Annotated in this window: 11 protein-coding genes; 3 read left to right on the top strand and 8 right to left on the bottom strand. The window is 72.2% G+C overall.

The window, feature by feature from the left end; genetic code table 11:
* Positions 1–37 precede the first annotated feature (37 nt).
* The 6 genes from ACFYSH_RS18740 to ACFYSH_RS18715 all read right to left on the bottom strand — a co-directional run bounded on the left by ACFYSH_RS18740 (position 38) and on the right by ACFYSH_RS18715 (position 11,434).
* Complete coding sequence (locus ACFYSH_RS18740) at positions 38–1,186, bottom strand: glycosyltransferase (protein ID WP_388753725.1); 1,149 nt, start codon at positions 1,184–1,186, stop codon at positions 38–40.
* Positions 1,183–4,029, bottom strand: a complete 2,847-nt coding sequence (locus tag ACFYSH_RS18735; RefSeq protein ID WP_388753722.1) for a CDP-glycerol glycerophosphotransferase family protein — start codon at positions 4,027–4,029, stop codon at positions 1,183–1,185. Before ACFYSH_RS18735 ends, ACFYSH_RS18740 begins: the two co-directional genes overlap by 4 nt.
* Positions 4,026–7,508 carry a CDP-glycerol glycerophosphotransferase family protein gene (locus ACFYSH_RS18730; protein ID WP_388753719.1) on the bottom strand — a complete coding sequence of 1,161 codons (3,483 nt, stop codon included), beginning with the start codon at positions 7,506–7,508 and terminating at the stop codon, positions 4,026–4,028. Before ACFYSH_RS18730 ends, ACFYSH_RS18735 begins: the two co-directional genes overlap by 4 nt.
* 128 nt (positions 7,509–7,636) lie before the next feature.
* Positions 7,637–8,497 carry a TylF/MycF/NovP-related O-methyltransferase gene (locus tag ACFYSH_RS18725; RefSeq protein WP_388753716.1) on the bottom strand — a complete coding sequence of 287 codons (861 nt, stop codon included), beginning with the start codon at positions 8,495–8,497 and terminating at the stop codon, positions 7,637–7,639.
* 11 nt (positions 8,498–8,508) lie between these two features.
* Positions 8,509–9,243: a methyltransferase domain-containing protein gene (locus ACFYSH_RS18720; RefSeq protein ID WP_359471446.1), complete on the bottom strand. Its 735-nt coding sequence runs from the start codon at positions 9,241–9,243 to the stop codon at positions 8,509–8,511.
* 181 nt (positions 9,244–9,424) lie between these two features.
* Positions 9,425–11,434 (bottom strand): CDP-glycerol glycerophosphotransferase family protein, encoded by a 2,010-nt coding sequence (locus ACFYSH_RS18715; RefSeq protein ID WP_388753713.1) that lies wholly within the window; start codon positions 11,432–11,434, stop codon positions 9,425–9,427.
* A gap of 100 nt (positions 11,435–11,534) precedes the next feature.
* Here ACFYSH_RS18715 and ACFYSH_RS18710 point away from each other — a divergent pair, with 100 nt between their 5' ends.
* Entirely contained in the window at positions 11,535–14,909 is a 3,375-nt protein-coding gene (locus ACFYSH_RS18710) for a CDP-glycerol glycerophosphotransferase family protein (protein ID WP_388753710.1), read from the top strand.
* Here the strand turns inward: ACFYSH_RS18710 and ACFYSH_RS18705 are convergent.
* Positions 14,899–15,504 carry a TetR/AcrR family transcriptional regulator gene (locus ACFYSH_RS18705; RefSeq protein ID WP_359471452.1) on the bottom strand — a complete coding sequence of 202 codons (606 nt, stop codon included), beginning with the start codon at positions 15,502–15,504 and terminating at the stop codon, positions 14,899–14,901. The two genes, ACFYSH_RS18710 and ACFYSH_RS18705, sit on opposite strands and share 11 nt — an antisense overlap.
* A gap of 142 nt (positions 15,505–15,646) precedes the next feature.
* Between ACFYSH_RS18705 and ACFYSH_RS18700 the strand changes: the two genes are divergently transcribed.
* Complete coding sequence (locus ACFYSH_RS18700) at positions 15,647–16,588, top strand: ABC transporter permease (protein ID WP_388753705.1); 942 nt, start codon at positions 15,647–15,649, stop codon at positions 16,586–16,588.
* Between the two features lie 10 nt (positions 16,589–16,598).
* Positions 16,599–17,381: an ABC transporter ATP-binding protein gene (locus ACFYSH_RS18695; RefSeq protein ID WP_388754179.1), complete on the top strand. Its 783-nt coding sequence runs from the start codon at positions 16,599–16,601 to the stop codon at positions 17,379–17,381.
* 85 nt (positions 17,382–17,466) lie between these two features.
* Here the strand turns inward: ACFYSH_RS18695 and ACFYSH_RS18690 are convergent, their stop codons facing one another.
* Positions 17,467–22,494 (bottom strand): NAD-glutamate dehydrogenase, encoded by a 5,028-nt coding sequence (locus ACFYSH_RS18690; RefSeq protein WP_388753702.1) that lies wholly within the window; start codon positions 22,492–22,494, stop codon positions 17,467–17,469.
* Positions 22,495–22,616: the final 122 nt, after the last annotated feature.

Raw genomic sequence — 22,616 nt, 5'->3', positions numbered from 1 at the left:
CCACGGCCCCCGGCTCCAAGGCTCGGGGCCGGGGGCGTCAGCGTTCCAGGAACGCGAACAGCTCCTCCCAGCGGCCCATGATCTCCGCCTCGGAGAACCGCTGGACGTTGGTCCGCGCCCGGTCCCCCATGGCGTCCCGCATACGGGGGTTGCCGGTGAGCCGGAGCAGCCGGTCGGCGAGCGCGCCGATGTCACCCGCAGGCGCCAGCAGTCCGTCCTCGCCGTCGCGCACGATCTCCCGTACGCCCGGCGCGCAGTCGAACGCCGCGCACGGCACCCCGCTCGCCATGGCCTCCAGCAGCGCGAGCGGGAAACCCTCGCCGCGTGAGGACTGGACGAAGACGGAGGAGCCGGCGAGGGCGCCGGGGACGTCGTCCGTACGGCCGCACCACCTGACCGAGGAGTCCAGCCCCAGCGCGGTGCACCGGGCCCTGAGGTCCGCTTCGTCCTCGCCCGTCCCGTGCACGTCCAGCCGCCAGTCGGGGCGCTGCGGAGCCACCCGTGCCCAGACGTCCAGGAGCATGTCGATGCCCTTCTGGTCGGTGAGCCGGCCGATGCTCGCGACCGACTTCTCGCGGCGCGGGGAGGGCACGTCGGGCAGCGCGGCCAACGCGTTGGGCATGAAGCCGACGTTGTTCATCCCGTCGCCCGCCCACTGGTCGGCGTCCTCCTCGGTGAGGACGAGCCAGCGGTCCAGCGGCGGGTAGTGGTTCTTGATCCAGCGGTAGCGGTGGCTCGCCCGCGAGTAGTCGTAGGACTCATGACTCATCCCGATGACCCGCAGACCGGCGGTGTCCGCCTCGCCGACCCACTCCATCGCCCAGACCTGGCTGACGATGACCACCCCGCCGGGCCGGGCGGCCCGGAAGATCTGCGAGAGCCGCTCGACGGCGCGCTGCTTCCGGGCCACCCGGTCGGCCTCGGCACGCCGGGCGGAGATCCTGAAGCGGTCCCGCAGGCCCGTGGGCTCCCAGGGCGTCGGAGGGTGCTCCGGGTACAGGGCGGTCACGGGGTAGCCGGGCGGCTCGGGCAGGGCCATCTTCCGCTCGGCGGCGTGGACGCCGATGGTGTGCACCCGGTGGCCCGCCTCCTGGAACAGCTGGGCGGTGCGGTGCATCCAGCCGGTCACACCGCCGAGTTCGTCGGTGCTGTTGGAGACGATGAAGAGATCACGGTCGCGGCTCATCGGCCGGCCTCCCCGGTACGGACGGTGCGGGACGGGACGATGTGCCGGGCGAACACGGTGTCGACGACCGTGCGGGCCGCGTCCCCGCGGTCGTACCCGCCGAACTCCGCGGCGAAGGACGCGCGTTGCTCCTGGTAGCCGGTGTCCGCGGTCTTCAGCCGGGCCAGGACGGCGAACAGCTCCTCCTCGGTCTCCGTCACCGGTCCCGGCGCCTTGTCCCGCAGGTCGAAATAGCTGCCCCGCTCCGCGGCGTAGGCGTCGAGATCGGGGGCGAACAGCACGATCGGCCGGTCCAGGAGCGCGTAGTCGAACATGATCGACGAGTAGTCGGTGACCAGGACGTCGGTGAGCGCCAGCAGTTCGCTGACGTCGTGATGGCGTGAGACGTCCACGACCGTCCCCGGCGGGCAGACGGGCAGGCTGGCGGCCTCCAGGTAGTGCGCCCGCACCAGCAGTGTGCAGGTGTCACCGAAGCGTTCCGCGAAGCGCGCCGCGTCGAGCAGGAGCCGCTGCCGCTTCCGCTTGCCCGGCCCGCCCCGGAACGTCGGCGCGTACAGCACGACCTTGCGGTGATCGGGCAGGCCCAGCTCCGCCGCGAGCGCCGGACGGGGCAGCCGCCCCTCGGCCTCGTCCCGGGCACGCGCGGCCACCAGGGCGTCGTTGCGCGGGTAGCCGGTGCGCAGCAGGGTTTCCTCGGGCAGCCGATAGGCGCGGGCCAGTGTGCGCTCGTCGTGTTCGGAGCGTACGAGGAAGTGGTCGAAGCGCCGCACCGCCTTCTGGAGCCGTTCGCGCTGCGGGGCGTTCTGCAGGCGGACCCGTGTCTCGTCGAAGCCCATGCGTTTGTACGCCGACCCGTGCCAGGTCTGGAGGTAGGTCGTGCCGGAGGGCTTGTCGAGGTGCTGCGGGAAACCCTGGTTGTCGACCCAGTACTCCGCGCGGGCCAGGGCCCACAGATAGCGCCAGGACCAGCGGCGCACGAGCGTGGCGTCCGTGGGGAAACCGGCCGGGGAATCGGCGTACGACCAGACGCAGCGCAGCGGGAGTCCCCGGGCCCGCACCTCCTCGTGGACCGCCCGGGGGCTGTCGCCGTAGCAGCTGCCCATGTGGCTCTCGAAGACCACGGAGCCCTTGCGCACGGGAAGCCGGAGCAGCCATGAGCGGTAGACGGAGACCTTGAAGCCCCTGCTGTGCAGCCGGTCCCGGCGCTTGCGCAAGGCCCGCAGCAGGAGCCTGGCACGGCGGGCGGGGCGGAAGTGGGTGGCGTAGTGGACCAGCCGGCGGACCGTGCGGGCCGGTCGGCGGCGGGCTTCCAGCCGCAGCGCCAGATGGTCCCGCAGGGTGACGTAGGGCTGCCAGGTGTCCCCGGCCGCTCTGCCCATCCGGGGCAGCGCGGGAGAACGGTCCCCCGGGCCGACGAGGTCATGGGCGGCGAAGAGGTCGCTCACCGAGCGGGTCCGGCCGTCCTCCACGACCATCCGCACGTCCCACACCGTGTCGCGGGCGCCGAGTGGACGCAGCAGGCGGGTGAGGTCGGCGCGGACCGACCAGCTGATCCCGGTGGCGTCCGGCCGCAGCACGTCGACCGGGGCGCGGAACGTGCGCAGGCCGTCGCGTACGCGGAATTCCAGCTGGGCCGTGAGGGGACCGTCCGGGTCGGGGCCGGTGTGCGCCGGCAGGGCGAGGCGGCCCGCCAGCAGGACCCACCGGCCCTCGGCCTCGTAGCGGGTGAGCCTGTTCATCAGCTTCAGCTCGCCGAAGGTGCGGTACCGGTGGCCGAGTTCGGTGACGTCCAGCACGGGGTCGGGCCCGCCGGGCCAGTACACCCGTCCGTCGTCCGCCGTCGTGAGGGGCGCCGCCACGACACCCCTCCTGCGCAGCGCGTACGCCGCGGTGAGCACCGCGTCCGCATCGCCCCGCTCCAGCAGCCGGACACCCACCCGCTCGACGGGCGGGAGGGTGAGCAGGGCCGGCTGCGGGACGCAGCCGGGCAGGACCCGGGCCGCTGTCGCCGTGATGCGTTCGCGTGCGGCGGCGGGCCGCTCGGGGAAGGTACGCACCAGCGGCACGAGGTGGTCCTGGAGGAAGGCGCGCTCCCGCTCCTCGCACAGTTCCGCCAGCCCTTGGGCCACCAGCACGTGGCACACCCGCCGGTGTGCCTCCACGAGCCCGGCGAGGTCCCGGCCTGCGTCCGGTACGGCCCTCCCGGAGACGATCCGGCGGCGTACGAGTGCGATCCGGCCGACGGCGGCCGCCGCCAGCGGCCCGAACAGGATCCCGCTGTGGGTGAGGTCCTCGTCGTAGCGCAGCGCGTGCCGCTCCACCGCCGCGCGGCGCAGACAGAATCCGGTGACCAGGGCGTCGCGCACGACCAGTCCGGGGGCTTCGTCGAACCGGCGGACCGTACGGGAGCGGAGGAACAGCGGATGCTGCCAGGAGGGTTCCCGCTCCTTCCCGCCGTCCCCGGTGTGCCGGCTCCAGCGCCCTGCGACCAGGTCGGCACGGGTGCGCGACCCGGCCTCCCAGAGGTTACGGCAGGCGTGCCGCTGGAGACGTTCACCGGTGTCGAGCACGAGGACGTACGTGCCCCGCGCCGCGACCAGGCCGGCGTTGCGCAGCGCGGCGACGGAGTCCGTATCGGGGTCGAGGACGCGGAGGCGGTCCGGCGCCCGGTCGGCGAACGATCCGGCCGCCTTCCGCAGAGCTACGGATGAGCCGGCGGGCAGGACGACGAGGGCCTCGACGGCGCGCAGGCTCTGGTCGAGCACGGACTCCACGGACGCCGCCCACGCGTCCTCCCCGTCCTCCGCCGCGGTGATCACACAGCTGAAGTCGAGCGTGCTCATGCCCGCACCCCCTTCAGCATCCGGTCCACGACCTGGGCGGCCGCCGTCCCGTCGTCGAGGTCACAGAAGGACTCGCGGAAGGCCGCGTACGCCTCGCGGTGGCCCGCCGTCGCGGCCTCCGGGTCACGCAACGCCTCGACGACCGCGGCCGAGTCGGTGATCAGTGGGCCGGGCGCCCGGTTCTCGAAGTCGAAGCAGAAGCCGCGCAGGGTGTCGCGGTAGTGCTCCAGGTCGTAGGTGTGGAAGAGCATGGGCCGCCCCGTCTGCGCGAAGTCGAACATCAGGGACGAGTAGTCCGTGACCAGCACATCGCTGATCAGCATCAGCTCCGCGACTTCGGGATGGCGTGACACGTCCCGGACGAAGTCGCTCTCCGGGATGGTCCCGCCGACCAGGTAGTGGCGGCGGACCAGCAGGACGTGGTCGTCGCCCAGTGCCTTCCGCGCCTGGCCCAGGTCCAGCTGGAGGTCCAGCCCGTACAGCCCGCTCCGCCTGGGCAGGTCCTCGCGCCAGGTGGGGGCGTACAGGACGACGCGCTTGCCGTCGGGCACGCCGAGCGACTGCCGGACGGCGTCGGCGAGCTTCGCCCGGTCGGGGGCGTGCAGCAGGTCGTTGCGCGGGTAGCCGCACTCGAGCACCTCGCCCGTGTGTCCGAAGGCGCGGCGCAGGACGGGCGTGGAGAAACTGTTCGGCGAGACGAGCACGCTCCACTGGGCGGCACGCCGAGGCATGGAGTCCATGTACGCGGTGTCCGCGAACGCGGTGCCCGCCAGGTCACGGCCGATGCGCTTGAGCGGGGTGCCGTGCCAGGTCTGCACGACGCACTGCCCCTCCGACCGCTCGAACCACTCGGGCAGCTGGGTGTTGGTGACGATCCACCGGCTGCGGGCCAGGGCCTCGTGCCATTCGGCGCTGTGCAGGGCCACGGCGCGGACCCCCGCCGGCACCGCGGCCTGCTGGTCCCGCACCACCCAGAGGTGCCGGACGCCGGTGCGGCGCCGGACCAGCTCCTCGTGGACGGCGCGGGGCGAATCCGAGTACTGGCGCCCGTCGAAGCTGGAGTAGAGGACGGTGTCCCACAGCTCCCGTCCCCGCAGGCTCACATACCGCTCGCGCAGCCGGCGCTGTCCGTACGCCCCCCGCTCCCCCGGCGGCAAGGCACTGCCGGACCGCAGGGAGAGCCGGTCGTGGAAGCGCCTCTCCAGGGTGAAGCGGCGCCCTCCCAACTCGCGCCCCACCGGCAGGCCCGCGTGCAGCTGGTGCACCACGCGCAGCGGGGCGTACCGCTCCGGATCGGTCACACCACGCTCCCGGAGGGAGAGATACCACCGGCCCTCGGCGAGCGGCAGCGCCCCACCCGCCCCGTCCACGGCACCGGGAGACAGCGCCGTGCGGAAACCGGTGCCCGTGCGTTCCACGGCGAAGCCGTTCTCCTCCTGGTGGCCGCTGTGGCGCAGGACGAGCTCGACCGGGCGGTCCCGCACGGCCGGGAAGGTCCCCTCGAGGAGCAGGCCGCCGTCGTCCGTCCACGAGACGGAGGTGGCGACGGGCCGCACGTCCCGGTCGGTGAGCACCAGGTCACCGGAGGGATTGGCGGCGGCGTAGATCTCGCGGCCACCGGGCAGCGGATACCGCGCGGCGTCGGTCTCCGGGCGGGCGGCGACCGTCAGCCGGCGCTCCCCGGCGACCAGTTGCACACCCCAGTCGCCGTCGGAGCCACGGAACGTCACCAGCGGCACCTCGGCGATGACGGTGCGGCCGTCCCCGCTCCGGGACGTGCCCCCGTCCGTCGGCCCGTCCGTCGGCCTGTCCGTCGACAGGGGGAACTCGCGGGTCTCCTTCGTGCGCCACTCCTGGATCCGCAGGGCCGTCGGTGTGTCCCCGCCGAGCAGCCGCACCGCGATCCGGATCGCGTCACCGGTCGGCGCGTGGCCGGCGAGCACGGCGTCGACCCGCTCGGCACGCAGTTCCAGCTTGTTCCCGGCGAGCAGCGGCACGACCCGGGTGCGCTCGTCGACGTAACGCACCGCGGGCGCGGCCGGATTGCCGAGCAGCCGCATCGGCCCCCGGCGCGGCCGGCCCGCGCCGATGACGACGGATTCCAGCTTCCAGAGGGTCTGGACGCCCCGCCTGGTGCGCAGGGTGACGAGCCGGCGCGGGTCCACGACGGTCTCGAAGCCGGACCGTTCGTAGCCGTGCAGCGAGCGGCCCGACCCGGCCGCCGCCTCGTCCGTCGGCGTCCTGCGCAGCCGGAGCGGGACCAGCCGGCGTCCCGACCTCAGCCAGCCGGCCCCGGCCGACCCGCCCGGGGCGTTGCGGACGTAGGCGTACCCCTGGAGGTGCAGGAGCCCGTCCCGCCACACGGCCTCGGTGAGGTGCGCGTGCACGGGAAGGTCCTCGGCGGCCAGTGCGGTGACCTTGCGTGGGAGGGGCGCGGCGATACCCGGGTACTCGGCCCGGGGCCGCAGCCGTCCCCGTACGTGGAAGGTGTCACGGTCGGTGGACTCATGGGCCAGGAGCGCGAGCAGCTCCGTGGTCCTGTGCTCCTTGATGAGCTGCCACTTGACCCGCAGGTGCAGGGGAAGCGCGTCGAGGACGGCCGGTTCGACCGTGTCGGCGAAGGCGTTGGCGTGGAGGAGGAAGGCCTCGTGGAAGCTCTCGTCACCGTCCGGGAGCGCCTCGATGAACAGCCACAGGTCGCCGGAGAGCACGTGCTCGTCGTAGCGCCGCTTCGCCTCCGTCATCTCCCGGTCCGCGAGGAACCGGCTGACCGTGGTCACGGCGGTGACCCGGTCGCGGATGCCCCGCGCCACGGCGCGCCGGGAGGTGATCGAGCCGTCGCGGTCCCGCCAGTGGTAGACCGGCTCCGCCACGACGTCGACGCCGCGTGCCAGGAAGTGTGCGGGCAGGACGACGGAGATGTCCTCGTACAGGACGCCCGTCGGGAAGGCGAAGGCGTGCTGGTCCCAGAAGGACCTGCGGAACACCTTGTTGCACGCGATGCGGTCACCGAGCAGGATCCAGTCACGGGTGACATGAGTGGCCCGGCGGGCCCTCTCCATCGGCCTGCGGAACATCGGGGACTGCTCGAGCGCGCCGTTCGGCCGGAGCCGCAGGACGTTACCGGTCGCGAAGTCCGAGCCCGACGCGTCGAGCGCGCCGAGCATCCTGGCGAAGGCACCCGCCGGTACGGCGTCGTCGCTGTCGACGAACGCCAGGTACTCGGCCTCCGGATGCGCCTGTTCCGCGCCGGCGTTGCGCGCGGCCCCGAGCCCGGCGTTCTTCTGCCGGAGCAGCCGGAAGCGCGGGTCGCGCCGGGAGAACTCCATCGCCACGTCGGCGCTCCCGTCCGTCGACCCGTCGTCGACCATGACGACTTCCAGATCGGTCATGGTCTGACCGGCGAGGGAGTCCAGGCAGGCTCCGAGGTACTCCTCGGTGTTGAAGAGCGGGACGACGACGGTGAGACGGGGTGCCATGGCGCTGCGCACGATCCTTCCGGACGGACGAACGGACTTCCTGTACGGGGAACGAGCCCCGCGCCGGGGAGGCACGGGGCTCGCGAGGGGGGCACTGCCCGCTCGGGGTTCGACCGGGCATTGCCTGCTCAGGGTTTGACGGCGATCCGGCCTTCGTCCATGCGGAGCAGCAGGAGCTGCTCGCCGGTCTCCTCCAGGAACTCGTCCACGGCCTGGCGCGAGCCCTGCCAGTAGCCGTAGTCGTCGATCAGCAGCACACCGCCGCTCACCAGGCGCCCGTACAGATGCTGGAGCTCGTGCTTCGTCGACGCGTACCAGTCGGTGTCCAGCCGGAGGATGGAGATCTGCTCCGGTGCCTGCCCCGGGACGGTGTCCTCGACCTTGCCCCGTACGTAGTGGACGCGGTCCTTCGGGTACGGGACCTGCTCGAAACCGGCCTGTACGTCCTCCAGGGAGGCCACGGCCCAGATGGGGCGGTCCTTGCCCTGCGCGTCCAGCAGCTCCTGGGCCGGCCTGCCGTCCCGCCGCAGGTCCTCGGCAGTGGGCGGTGTCATGCCCTCGTAGGTGTCGAAGAGGTAGAGGTCGCGCCCCGTCTCGCCCAGCGACAGCAGCGTCCTGGCACAGGCCTGCATGGAACCGCCGCGCCAGACGCCGCACTCGACGACGTCCCCCGGGATGCCGTGCCTGACGATGTGCCGGGTCGCGAGGACGAAGGCGTTGAGCCGCTCCGGGGAGGTCATGGTGTACGGCTTGACCGCACGGATGATGTCCTTCGCCTCGTCGTCGTAGTCGGCGGGGAACTGCGACGCCTTCGCCGCCTGCTTCTGCGGTGCCTGCTTCTGCGCCACCGCCGGCGGCTCGGCGGGGGCCGGGCGGGGAGCGGGCAGCGCCGCGCGCCTGAGCTGGTACCCGGTGAGTTGCTGAAGGACGCCGTTGACGGCGTTGCGCCAAGCCATGGGGCCGGACAGTACGCGCGCTTTGCGGCTCATGTCATCTTTCGTCAACCTTTGGTTGATGCGACCGTACGGCTGTCCGGCCGCCCGCACCGTTCCCGGCCGTCCAGCGGGCGCGGCAGCGGCACCCGGTCCACTCCCCCGGCCCGGTTGGCCCACCACACCGCCGTCTCCCGCACGGCGAAGTCGGCCAGCGTGTTCTTCAGCCGGGTCACCGGCCGGCGGTGCGGCCGCGGCCTGCGGAAGACGCCCACCGAGTCGCCCCAGTAGGCGGCCTTGGCGTCGATGGAGGCGTAGTCGTGCCAGATGCCCTTGGCCGGCGGGAAGTCCGTGTAGGCCTCGCAGAGTTCGAGGCGGGAGTGGGCGGCCATCGCCCGGAACCCGTCCGGGTAGTAGCGCCAGCAGTCCTGCGCGTCATGGGCATGGCCGCGCGAGGGCGCGGTGATGAAGGCGTAGCCGCCGGGCCTGAGCACCCGGGCGATCTCCATCATCGACACCCAGAAGAAGGGGATGTGCTCGAAGGCCTGGCCGGACAGCACCACATCGGCGCTGCGCGACTTCGCGGGGATCCGGTAGGGCCGGGTCATGACCGCGTCGACGTTGGGGCCGTCGAGGACATCGACCCCGAAGTAGTCGATGTCGTGGTCCGCCAGCAGCCCTCGGTGGGTGCGGGTCTGCTTGCCGGAGATCCGCGAGCCGAGGTCCACGACGCGGTGCCTGCGGGCCCTGGGCAGGTACTCCTCGATACAGAGCCGCATCTGCTCGTAGGCGGACCGGTGCATGAGCTTCTCCCAACGTTGCGGTGAGCGCGTGCTGTTGAGCACAACGACGGCGGGGCGCGGAGGGGTCGCCCCGTACGGGTGATGCCGGGGTGCGGAGCGAGGCAACGCGAGGGGAGTCTTCGGGCCTTCAGGTCTCGGGGGAGTGCGTGCCCGACCCGCGACCCCCGGTTGCCGGACCCTCTCAGTCCGGACGCGCCGGGAAGATCCTGCGCACCACGCGCTCCGCCGCGTGCCCGTCGTCGTACGGGCAGAAGCGGCTGCGGAACGCGGCGCGCAGCGCGTCGGCCTCCGGGGACCTCCAGGCGTCGCTGAGCAGTACCTCCCGCAGCTCGTCCTCCGTGGTGGCGACGGCGCCGGGGGTGTCGCCGGGACGGCCCGACAGCAGGTCGACGTAGGTGCCGCGAGAGGCGCGGTAGGCCTCCCAGTCGGGCGCGTAGGTGATGACCGGACGGTCCAGGCAGGCGTAGTCGAACATCAGGGACGAGTAGTCGGTGATCAACGCGTCCGACGCCAGGAAGAGCTCCTCGACGACGGGGTGGCCGGTGACGTCGAGGACCCGGCCCCGCGCCGCTGTCCCCGCCGAACGCCCGTAGAAGTAGTGGGCGCGCACCAGCAGCACCCAGCCGGGCCCCAGTTCCCGGCCGAGGCGTTCCAGGTCGAGCCGGGGGACGAAGCCCTTGCGGTAGTCGCGGTGGGTCGGTGCGTACAGCAGCACGGTCGCCCCGGGTGCGATGCCGAGCTCCGCGCGGATCTTGTCGCACCGCCCCGGATCTGCGGTCGACAGGATGTCGTTGCGCGGGTAGCCGTACGGCAGTTGTTCGTACGAGGACGGGTAGGCCCGGTCCCAGACCTCGGTGCTGTGCGGATTGGCGGAGAGGCTGAAGTCCCACTGGTCGGTGTGGGCGACGACCCGCTCGAAGCTGACGCCGTTGGTGAGGGCGGGGTACGGGAGCTGGTCCAGGCCCATGGTCTTCAGCGGGGTGCCGTGGTGGGTCTGCAGATAGACCTGGCCGGGGCGTTTGGTGAAGCCGCCGGGGAAGCTGGAGTTGTTGACGAGGTACGTCGCGGTGGCCATGGTCCGCCAGTAGGCGCGGGAGCCCTCGATGACGTACGGCACACCGGGCGGCATCCGGTCGCGGTGCCGGGAGGAGACGACCCAGACGCCCCGGATGTGCGGGACCAGTTCCCGGGCCTTGGCGTAGACGGCGGCCGGATTACAGGCGACGCCCCGGTTCCAGTAGGCCCCGTAGACGGCGAGGCGGGGGTCCAGCGGGCGGTGCAGGTCGGCGCGGTAGAGCGCCCTCATCACGCGGGCGCGCAGCGACTTCCTGCCCGCGCGCGCGGCGGTCCGCGCCCGGGCACGCCCGGCGCGGACCGCGGCCCGGGCCCGGTGTGCGGCGTACCGGCCGGGGAGCCCGGCCGCCCGGAAGAAGGCGGCACGGTCGCCGGGGGCGATCCGGCCCGGGTCGTCGAGCACTGCCGTCAGGTGCGCGCGGCGCACGCCCGGCACACGCGGGTCGCCGCCGGTCTCGGCGGCCAGCCGCTCGTACGCGTCGATGACGGCGAAATGGCTCCGGCCCGGTGCGCCGGCGGACGCACCGGTGCGGCGCAGCCGGTGACGTACGCAGACGCGGTCGAGCGAGGCGAGGGTGCCCGCGTCGGCGGCGAGGAAGGCCGCACGGTGGACGGGTACGACGTCGTCGTAGGGCCCGTCCGGGAAGCGGAGTCGGTGCGCGTCCCAGAAGGCGCGGCGCACGAGCTGGTGACGGGCGGCCGGCAGGGCATCACCCGGCCGGGCCGTGCCCCACCAGTCGACCTGGTCGTGGCCCAGGCGCAGCACATCGGGCCGGCCCTCCGCCAGCCGCCCGGAGATCTCCGCGAACGCCCCGGGGAGGAGCAGGTCCTCCCCGTCGAGGAAGAGCAGATAGGTCCCGCGCGCCGCCGCCGCACCGGTGTTACGGGCCGCGCCCCGGTCCCAGGGACCGTCGAGGACGAGCACGCGCACCCGGGGGTCGCGCGCGGCGCACTCCCGCGCGATGGCGGGCTCCGGTCCGTCGCCGGACGCGCAGACGGCGATCAGCTCCAGGTCCGCCGGCCCGCCCCCCTCCGGCTGCTGCCCGGTCACGGACTCCAGGGAGGCCCTGAGATACCCCTGAACGCGGTGGGCGGACACGACGACACTGAGCAGCATGGCAGCCGAGCGTAACGGGGACCGCACGGCCCACCCCAGGGATCTTCACCCGTTCGGGTCAGTGGCGTGACCCGGGGCGCTTTCCCCGGTTGAGCCGCACATGAAGCCACTCCTCAGCGTCGTCGTCCCGGTGCACAACGTCGAGGACTATCTGGAGGAGTGCCTCACCTCGCTGGCGGGACAGTCCCTGAAGGACATCGAGGTGGTGCTCGTCGACGACGGCTCGACGGACGGGAGCCGCCGCATCGCCGAGGAGTTCGCCGCCCGGGACGACCGCTTCCGCTGCGTCCACCAGGCCAACGCGGGACTGAGCGCGGCCCGCAACACGGGCATCGCGCACACCACCGCCGATGTCCCCTACCTGGCGTTCGCCGACAGCGACGACATCGTGGTCCCCGACGCCTACGAACGGATGCTGGCCTCCCTGGAGGCGACCGGCTCGGACCTGGTGACGGGCAACGTGTGGCGGCTCAGCGGGCAGGGAAGCCGGCAGGCCTGGCAGTACCGCTGGCTGACCGCCGACCGCCCCCGCACCCACATCACCCGCGACTCCCGGCTGCTGGCCGACCGCGTCGCCTGGAACAAGGTGTTCCGGCGCTCCTTCTGGGACCGGCACGCCTTCTCCTTCCCCGTGGGCAAGCTCTACGAGGACACCCCGGTGATGATCCCGGCGCACTACCTCGCCGGGTCGGTGGACGTGCTGCGCGAGCACGTCTACCACTGGCGGGTCCGGGAGGGCTCGATCACCCGGCGGCGTACGGACGTACGGGGCGTACGGGACCGGATCGCGGCCTGTGAGCAGGTCAGCGCCTTCCTCGCGGACCGCGGCGCCGCACAGCGGCTGCGCTACGACACCTCGTGCCTGCGCGACGACTTCGTGTACTTCCTGGAAGGGCTGCCCATGGGCGGTCCCGACTACCGCGCGGCGTTCATGGCGGACGCGGGCGCCTTCCTCGACCGGGCGGGCGACGCGGCGCTGGCCGGGCTTCCGGCCGACGCGCGCATCCGCTGGCAGCTGGTGCGCGAGCGCAGGGCCGACGAGCTGCTGGCCCTCCTGGAGTTCGAACGGGCCAACGGAGCAGGCACCTTCAGCGTCGCGGGCCTCCCGGGACGGCGGCGCGCGGTGCACCCCGCAGTCGTGGCCGGTCCCCCGGCCCGCCTCGGCAAGGGTGACCTGCCCGCCGTGGCGCGGCTGGTGGGGGCGTCGTGGGAGGAGGACGGCCGGCTACGGCTGCGGGGATACGCGTACATCCGCAACCTCCCGGCCCGGGCGGCCCGGCACTCGCTGAAGGCCGGTCTGGTGCGGGAGGCGGCGGGCGGACGGCTGCGGGCCGTCCCGGTGCGCACGGTACGCACGGACCGCGCCACCGCGGACTCCGGCCAGGAACTGCACGCTTACGACTACGCGGGCTTCGAGATGGTCCTCGATCCTGCCCGGCTGGGGCCGGGCACCTGGCTGGTGGGCGTGGTGGTGGCCGGGCACGGCGTCGTACGGCGGGCGGCGCTGCGCGCGGTGGAGGCGTCCGCCGCGCAGCCGCTGGTCCACGACCTGGGCGAGGGGCGGCGCGCGGTGCTCGGCTACCGGGACGGCCGGCTGGAACTGGCCGTGACCAGCCTCCCGGCGGTGGCCACCGGCCACGACCGCGGGCCGGACGCCCTGGAACTGACCGGCCTGCTGTACGGGGGTGCGCGGCCCTCAGCGCTGGTGCTGAGCCGTGACGGGGCCGCGGAACACGTCTGCCCGGTGCGGTGCGACGACGGTCCGGACGGGGGCGGGGGCAGCTTCAGCGCCCGGATCCCGCTCGCTGCGCTCGCCGCCGGGCCCGCACCGGGGGCCCGGTGGCGGGCCGCGCTCCTGACCGACGGTGTCCGCGCGCCGCTCGCCGCGTCCCCGGACCTGCCGCCACCCGCCTTCGCGGACGCCGCGGGCCGTCTGGTGGTGGAGGTGTCCGGCGGTCCTCGCGTGTACCGCGCCCGGCCCGCTCCTGACGGCGGGCTGCGCATCGAGGGAGCCGGGACCGGTGTACTCGTCCTGCGGCACAGCGCGCTCGGGGAGACGATGGCGGTCCCCGTCGCACACCAGGAGGCCCGCTTCACGGCCGTGCTCACCCGGCCGCCCCGGGAGGGCGACTACGAGGTGTTCCTGGACGACCGGCCCGTGCGCGTCGGCGCGGCGCTCGCCGCCCTCCTTCCTGTGAGCGCCGCCGGCGCGCGCTTCCGCCTGGACCGCCGTCACGGCGACCGGCTGACCGTGCACTGCGCGCCGGCGCTCGCCGACGCCGAGCGGAGCGCGTACCACCAGCGCCGACTACGGACGGCGCACTACCCGGCGCAGCGCCGGCTGCCGCTCCGGGACGTCGTGCTCTACGCCGGTGAGGGGTCCCCGCGCGCCGTGCACGCCGAGCTCGTGCGCCGGAGCACCGCCACCGAGCACCTCTGGGTCACCGACGGATCCGCGGGCGCCGCGACCCGCGTCCCGCCCACGGCCGCCCCCGTCGTGGCGCACAGCACCGCCTGGTACGAGGCGCTGGCGCGGGCCCGCCGGATCGTCGTGGCCGGGCAGCTGCCCGTCTGGTTCGAGCGCCGCCCGGACCAGACGGTCGTACAGACCTGGCACGGCGCCCCGCTCGGCCGGTTCGGCCTGGACCTCACCGGCACCCTGTACGCCGATCACCAGTACCTGGCCACCCTCGCGCACCGCTCCGCCCAGTGGTCGCTCCTGGTCTCCCCCAGCGCCTTCGCCACCCCGCACCTCCGCCGCGCCCTGGCCTACCGAGGTGAGGTGCTGGAGGCGGGTTCCCCGGCCGACGACCTGCTGTCCGCACCCGGCCGGGACAGGGCGGCCGAGCGGGTACGCCGTGGCCTCGGCGTCCCGGAGGGCCACCGCGTGGTGCTGTACGCGCCGACGTACCGCGATCACCTCGCGCACCCGCCGTCCGTCGTGCCCGGCGGCTCCGGCCCGCTGTACCGCTGGGATCCGGCACTCGACCTGCCCGCACTGGCAGGGTCCCTGGACGACCGCACCACCGTGCTGGTCCGCAGGCACCCCCGGGTGACCGGCAGCGTGCCCGCGCACCCCGCCCTGCGCGACGTGTCCACGCACCCGGACGCCACCGAGCTCCTGCTGATCGCCGATGTGCTGGTCACCGACTACTCGGGCCTGGCGTTCGGCTTCGCCATCACCGGCCGTCCGATGCTCTTCCACACGTACGACCTGGAGCACTACAGGGACACCGTGCGCGGCTTCTGCCTGGACTTCGGGACCCGGGCCCCCGGGCCGCTGCTCGTCACCACCCAGGAGGTCGCCCGGGCCGTGCGGGCCACGGCCGTACCGACTTCGCAGGACCCGCACGCCGAGGCGTACGAGAGCTTCCGTCGGGACCACTGCGGCCCCGCCGACGGCGGGGCGGCACGCCGCGTCGTGGACCGGCTGCTCGACGGGGCGTCCGCCCCGCCGCACCCCGTCAGGCCTTGAGCGCCCGGACGGCCGAGGCCGCGAGATCGTCCAGGTACCCCTGGGGAAGATCTCCGCGGACGACGACGAGGCGCCAGTACAGCGGTCCGACGATGAGGTCCAGCGCCCGGTCGGGATCACAGCCCTCGGGCAGCTCGCCACGCGCCACCGCCGCCCGTACGACCACGGCGGCCACTCCCTGCTGCTGGTCCAGCAGGGCGGCCTTGATGGCATCGGAGATCTCCGGGTTACGGGCCGCCTCGACCAGCAGGTCAGGGATCACCTGCGAGGCGACGGGGTGACGCAGGGCGTACGCGGCCAGTTCGAGCACGGCGCGCACGTCCCCGTACAGCGAACCGGTCGCCGGCGCCGGCATGCCCTGCGCGGCGACGGCCGCGACCAGGTCCAGGACCAGGTGGAGCTTGGACTTCCAGCGGCGGTAGACGGCGGTCTTGCCCACTCCCGCGCGCCGGGCGATGCCCTCGATCGACATCCGCGCGAATCCGACGGCGGCCAGCTCATCGAAGACGGCGCCGCGGATCGCGTCGGTCACGTCCTCGCGCAGCACCGCGGCACCTGCCGGGGTGCGGCGCCCGGTTCGCCGTTCGGTGGTCATGGCCCGAATGATAGACCGTGACGACGAAACGGTTGCGTTGCGACGTACAAACGTCCTACTGTCAGCGTTGCGACGATACGGTGCCGTCCCATCGGACCGGATCTGTTCGCCTTGATCCCCCCGCCTCCCGTCGAAAGCGACCGTGGTGAGCCAGACAGCAGCCCCGCCGGCCCCGGTGGACACCGCATCTCCCGACCTCCTCCCCGTGTACGGACCCGGCGAGCTGGCCGCGCTAGCGGCCCGGCACGGACTGACAGTCAGCGGAGCCCGGCCGACGCTCGGTGCGTACATCCGGCAGCTCTGGGGGCGCAGGCACTTCATCACCGCCTTCGCCACGGCCAAGCTGACCGCTCAGTACAGCCAGGCGAAGCTCGGCCAGATCTGGCAGATCATGACCCCGCTGCTCAACGCGACGGTCTACTACTTCATCTTCGGCGTCCTGATGAACACCGCGCACGGAGTCCCCGACTACGTGCCCTTCCTCGTCACCGGCGTCTTCATCTGGACCTTCACCGCCAGCTCGATCACGGCCGGCACCCGGGCCATCAGCGGCAACACCGGACTCGTCCGGGCCCTGCACTTCCCCCGCGCGTCCCTGCCGATCGCCCTGGCCATCCAGCAGCTCCAGCAGCTGTTGTTCTCCCTGGGCGCGCTGTTCCTGATCCTGCTGGTGTTCGGCCAGTACCCCCGGCCGTCCTGGCTGCTGGCCATCCCGGCGCTCGCCCTGCAGGCCCTGTTCAACACCGGCATCTCGATGGTCATGGCCAGGCTCGCCGCCAAGACCCCCGACATCGCCCAGCTGACCCCCTTCATCCTGCGCACCTGGATGTACGCGTCGGGCGTCATGTGGAGCCTCGACACCCTGCTCACCACCGACCGGGTGCCGCGGCTCGTCCTGCTGGCGCTGGAGTGCAACCCGGCGGCCGTCTACATCGACCTGATGCGCTACGCCCTGATCGACAGCTTCACCGGCGCGCAGCTGCCCCCGCACGTGTGGGCCGTCGCGACCGGCTGGGCACTCGTCTGCGGCATCGGCGGTTTCGTGTACTTCTGGAAGGCCGAGGAGCGGTACGGACGTGGCTGACACCCCTGACATGCGTGTACCCACCGTCGTCGTCGACGACGTCCACATCACCTACACGGTCAACGGCGCCCGCACCGGCAGGGGCAGCGCCACCTCCGCCCTGAACCGGATCGTGTCCCGCCGCCAGCCTCGGGGCGCACGCCAGGTGCACGCCGTGAAGGGCGTCAGCTTCGCCGCGTACAAGGGCGAGGCCATCGGCCTGATCGGCTCCAACGGATCCGGGAAGTCGACGCTCCTCAAGGCGATCGCGGGGCTGCTGCCCCCGTCGAAGGGCCGGGTCCACACCCAGGGCCAGCCCTCGCTGCTCGGCGTGAACGCCGCCCTGATGAGCGACCTGACCGGTGAGCGCAACGTGGTGCTCGGCGGGCTGGCCATGGGCATGACGCGTGAACAGATCCGCGAGCGCTACCAGGACATCGTCGACTTCTCCGGCATCAACGAGAAGGGCGACTTCATCACCCTGCCCATGCGCACCTACTCCTCCGGCATGGGGGCCCGGCTGCGCTTCTCCATCGCGGCCGCCAAGAGCCACGACGTCCTGCTGATCGACGAGGCGCTGTCCACCGGCGACGCGAAGTTCCAGCGGCGCAGCAAGGACCGGATCATGGAGCTCCGCGAGGAGGCCGGCACGGTGTTCCTGGTCAGCCACAGCAACAGGTCGATCACCGACACCTGTGACCGGGCGATCTGGCTCGAGGCCGGCACCCTGCGGATGGACGGCCCCGCCAAGGAGGTCGTGGCCGCGTACGAGGAGTTCACCGGGCCCGCGAAGCCCAGGAAGCCCAAGCAGTGACGGGGTGAAAGCCGTCCGCCGGACGGGCCTCCTCGGCCCGTCCGGCGGACGGTTGTGTCGTCGCGGCCGGCTCGGCCGCTCCGGGTCAGGCGTGCGTACGCAGCAGGGTCCGCATCGTCCGCATCGCCACCGACAGGTTCGCCAGGTCGAAGGACTCCGAGCTCCGGATCTCCTCCAGCGTGGAGCGCGAACGCGCGAGGATCGCCGCGTTCTTCTCCTCCCAGGCCTTGAACCGCTGCTCGGGCGACGACGTGCCGTTGCCGACGGACAGCACGTCCGACGTCAGCGCGGCGTGCGCGGCGTACAGGTCCTCGCGGATGGAGGCGCGGGCCATTGACTGCCAGCGGTCGGCCCGCGGCAGCTCGATGATCCGGTCCATCAGCTGGGTGATCCCCAGCCGGTCGGCGAGGTCGTAGTACACCTCGGCGACGGCCAGCGGGTCCTTGCCCGTACGGTCCGCGATCGCGACGATGTCCAGCGCAGGGAAGGCCGACGAGAAGCCCGCCACCCGTCCCGCCAGCTCGTCGGGGACGCCCGCCGAGGTGAGCTCGTCGAGAATCGACTGGTACCACTCGATGTCTGCGCCCCTGAGCAGCTTGGGCAGCTCGTTCCAGACGCGTTCGACGCCGTCGCGGAAGAACTCGATGGTCTCCGCGATCGCGACCGGCTGCGGCCGGTTGCCGAGCAGCCAGCGCGAACCCCGCTCGACGAGCCGGCGCGAGTGCAGCCGGATCCGGGTCTGCACATCGGCGGGCACCTTGTTGTCGAGCGCCTCCACGGCGTCCCACACCCGGGAGAGGCCGAAGATCTGGCGGGCGGCGAACTGGGCCCGCACGATTTCCTCGAGCGAGGCACCCGTCTCCTCGCGCAACCGGTGCAGGAACGTCGAACCACCCGTGTTCACCGTGTCGTTGACCAGCACCGTCGTGATGATCTCGCGGCGCAGTGCGTGCCCGTCGACCGCTTCGGGGAACCGCTCGCTCAGCTGCTTCGGGAAGTAGGCGTGCACCAGCTCCTGCAGGTGCGCGTCGTCCGGCAGCCTGGTGGAGATCAGTTCCTCGGCCGCCGTGATCTTGGTGTAGGCGAGCAGCACGGCCAGCTCCGGCTGGCTGAGGCCCTTGCCGTGGTTGAGCAGATCACGGATCTGGCGGTCGTTCGGCAGGAACTCCAGCACCCGGTCCAGGTGTCCGTCACGGCCGAGCCTGCGCATGAAGCGCTGGTGGGCGTGGAGGAGTGACGGCGCCTGGGCACAGGCGTTGGAGAGCGCGACGTTCTGCGCGTAGTTGTTGCGCAGGACGAGCTGTCCGACCTCGTCGGTCATCTCCGCGAGCACCTTGTTGCGCTGCTTCACGGTCATGTCGCCGTCCCGCACCAGACCGTTGAGCAGGATCTTGATGTTCACCTCGTGGTCGGAGGTGTCCACACCGGCGCTGTTGTCGATCGCGTCGGTGTTGATCCGGCCACCCGCCCGGGCGAACTCGATCCGGCCGAGCTGGGTGGCGCCGAGGTTGCCGCCCTCACCGACGACGCGGGCCCGCAGGTCCGCCCCGTTGACGCGGATCGAGTCGTTGGCCTTGTCGCCGACATCGGCGTTCGATTCGGCCGTCGACTTGATGTACGTACCGATGCCGCCGTTCCACACGAGGTCGACGGACGCCTTGAGGATGTTCTGCATCAGCTCGGCGGGGGTCATCTTCGTGACCTTCGATTCGATGCCGAGCGCCGCGCGGATGTGCGCGTTGACCGGGATCGACTTGGCGGACCGCGGGTGGATGCCGCCGCCCGCGGAGAGCAGGTCCTTGTCGTAGTCCGCCCAGGAGCTGCGCGGCAGGTCGAACAGCCGGCGCCGCTCGGCGAACGAGGTCGCGGCATCCGGATTCGGGTCGATGAAGATGTGCCGGTGGTCGAAGGCCGCGACCAGCCGGATGTGCTCGGAGAGCAGCATCCCGTTACCGAAGACGTCCCCGGACATGTCGCCGACGCCGACGACGGTGAAGTCCTCCGTCTGGGTGTCGTGGCCCAGCTCACGGAAGTGCCGCTTCACCGACTCCCAGGCGCCCCGGGCGGTGATGCCCATGCCCTTGTGGTCGTAACCGGCCGAGCCGCCGGAGGCGAAGGCATCACCGAGCCAGAAGCCGTACGCGACGGCGACGTCGTTGGCGATGTCGGAGAAGCTCGCGGTCCCCTTGTCGGCGGCGACGACGAGGTAGGTGTCGTCCTCGTCGTGGCGGACGACCTCCGCGGGGTGCACGACCTCGCCCGTCACCATGTTGTCGGTGATGTCGAGCAGCGCCGAGATGAAGATCTTGTAGCAGGCGATGCCCTCGGCGAGCCAGGCGTCACGGTCCACCGCCGGGTCCGGCAGCTGCTTGGCGACGAACCCGCCCTTGGCACCCACCGGCACGATCACGGTGTTCTTGACCATCTGCGCCTTGACCAGGCCGAGGATCTCCGTACGGAAGTCCTCCCGCCGGTCCGACCAGCGCAGACCACCGCGGGCGACCTTGCCGAAGCGCAGGTGGACACCCTCGACGCGCGGCGAGTAGACCCAGATCTCGAACGCCGGGCGCGGCGCCGGGAGGTCGGGGATGGCCTGCGGGTCGAACTTCATCGAGACGTAGCCGTGCGGCTCGTGGTCGTCGGCCAGCTGGAAGTAGTTGGTCCGCAGCGTGGCCTTGATGACGGTGAGGAAGGACCGCAGGATCCGGTCCTCGTCCAGCGAGGCGACCTGGTCGAGGGCTCCGTCCAGCTCCTCCAGCAACCCGTCCGTCAGCTCCGTGCCGGCCTTCTGCCGGGCCGGGGACATCCGGGCCTCGAAGAGGGAGACCAGCAGCCGGGTCGTGTGGACGTTGTTGCGGAGGGTGTCCTCCATGTAGTCCTGGCTGAAGGTCGAACCCGCCTGGCGCAGGTACTTCGCGTAGGCGCGCAGCACCATGGCCTGCCGCCAGTCGAGACCGGCGCGCAGGACCAGGGAGTTGAAGCCGTCGTTCTCCGCCTCGCCGGTCCAGATGGCCGCGAACGCCTCCTGGAAGCGGTCCCGGGCGTCGTCGGCGAGGTAGTCGCCGGTGCCCGTGGCCTTCTTCGGCAGGCGCAGTCCGAAGTCGTAGATCCAAGCGTGCGTCCGGTCGGCGCAGCGCAGCTCGTACGGGCGCTCGTCGACGACCTCGACGCCGAGCCGCTGGAGGGCGGGCAGGACGGCGGAAAGGGAGACCTGCTCACCGGTCCGGTAGATCTTGAACCGGCGCTCGGCCGGGGCGGCGCCGACCGGCTCGTACAGGCTGAGCGCGAAGTCCCTGGGCTCGCCCTTGAGTGCCTCCAGGTGGACCAGGTCGGCCACGGCGGCGCGCGGCGAGTGATCCGCCTTGTAGCCCTCGGGGAACGAGTGGCCGTAGCGGCGCAGCAGTTCGGCGGCACGCTCCTCGCCGCACTCCGCGTTCAGCGCCTCCTGGAAGCCGTCGGCCCAGGAGCGGGCGGCCTCGACGAGGCGTGCCTCGATGCGGTCCGCGTCCGCGTCGGTGAGGTGCGGCAGCTCGGTGCCCGACGGGACCCGGACGACGAAGTGCAGCCGGGAGAGGATCGATTCCGTGTTCCAGGCCGTGAAGTCGACACTGGTCCCGCCCAGTTCCTCCTTGAGGATGTCGATCAGGCGGAGCCTCACACCGGTGGTGTAGCGGTCACGCGGCAGGTAGACGAGCGCGGAGTAGTAGCGCCCGTACTCGTCCTGGCGCAGGTAGAGCCGCAGCCGGCGGCGCTCCTGGAGGTACAGCACGGAGGTGACGATGGAACGCAGCTGGTCGACGGGCGTCTGGAAGAGCTCGTCGCGCGGGTACGTCTCCAGGATCTGGAGCAGGTCGCGCCCGTCATGGCTGTTGGGTGTGAAGCCCGCGCCCTCGAGCACCTCGGCGACCTTGCGGCGCACCACGGGCACCCGGCGCACCGACTCGGTGTACGCGGCGGAGGAGAACAGCCCGAGGAAGCGCCGCTCACCGACGACGTTGCCGTCGGCGTCGAACTTCTTCACCCCGACGTAGTCCAGGTAGCTGGGGCGGTGCACGGTCGCCCTGCTGTTCGCCTTCGTCAGGACGAGGAGCTTGTGCTCCCTCGCCTTGGCCCGGGCGTCGGCGGGCAGCCGGTCGAAGGACGGGCTCACCGGGTGCGCCTCGTCCTCGCTGTGCTTCGGATCGGAGCGCAGCACGCCGAGACCGGTGCCGGGGACGGCCGTCAGCGCGTCGGAGTCACGGAGTTCGTACTCCCGGTAGCCGAGGAAGGTGAAGTGGTCGGCGGCGAGCCAGCGCAGCAGCTCGCGGGCCTCCTCGACCTCCTCGTCCCCCAGTTCGTCGAGCGGCTCCGAGGGGAGGTCGTCGGCGATGCGCAGGGCGGCGTCGCGCATCTTGTCCCAGTCCTCGACGGTCTCCCGTACGTCGGACAGGACACGCAGCAGATCGGAGGTGATCTGCTTCAGGTCCGCGCGGTCCGTCTCCCGGTCGATCTCGACGTGGATCCAGGACTCGACGAGGGCGTCGTGCGGCAGCTCGGTCCCGGCCGCCTCACGGCCGCCGGACCGCTTCGCGCCGGGGCTCCTGGCCGGGTCGTCGCCGAAGACCTCGATCAGCTTGCCGGCGACGTCGCGGCGGACGACGACCTGAGGGTGGATCACGAGGTGGATGCCGCGGCCCTGCCGGGACAGCTCGTTGGTGACCGAATCGACCAGGAAGGGCATGTCGTCGGTGACGACCTCGACGACGGAGTGGCTGCTCGTCCAGCCGTTCTCCTCGACGGTCGGGGTGTGCACCCGGACGTTCGCGGTGCCCTGCGGACGGTTCTCGGCGAGACGGTAGTGCGAGGAGGCGGCCCCGAAGACGTCGACCGGGTCGCGGTCGGTGATGTCCTCCGGAGCGGTGTGCAGGTAGTAGCGCTGGAAATAGGCGAGCAGGGTGTCCCTGCCCGGCCGCTCGGCCTCGGTGCCGTCCTTCGCTTCGGTGCCGGTCCCTCCGGCGAGGTGCACCCGGAGGCCACCTCCCGGGCCGCCGACACCACCGCCCGGACTGTTGTCAGCTACCCGGGCCGCCCGTGCGAGCAGCTCGGCCTTGGCTTCGTCCAGCTTGGTCTGCATGTCCTCTGGCTCCTGTCGCGCGCCGTTGCGTGACGTAGGTGAGAAAGACGACGTACCGCCACGACGCGGGTTTCCGGTCTGTGTCGACGCTATGCCGCCTGGGGAGACCCGGGGCCGTATCG

Source organism: Streptomyces sp. NPDC005791 (assembly GCF_042871485.1).
Classification (GTDB): Bacteria; Actinomycetota; Actinomycetes; order Streptomycetales; family Streptomycetaceae; genus Streptomyces.
This window is presented reverse-complemented; position numbering and strand designations above follow the sequence as displayed.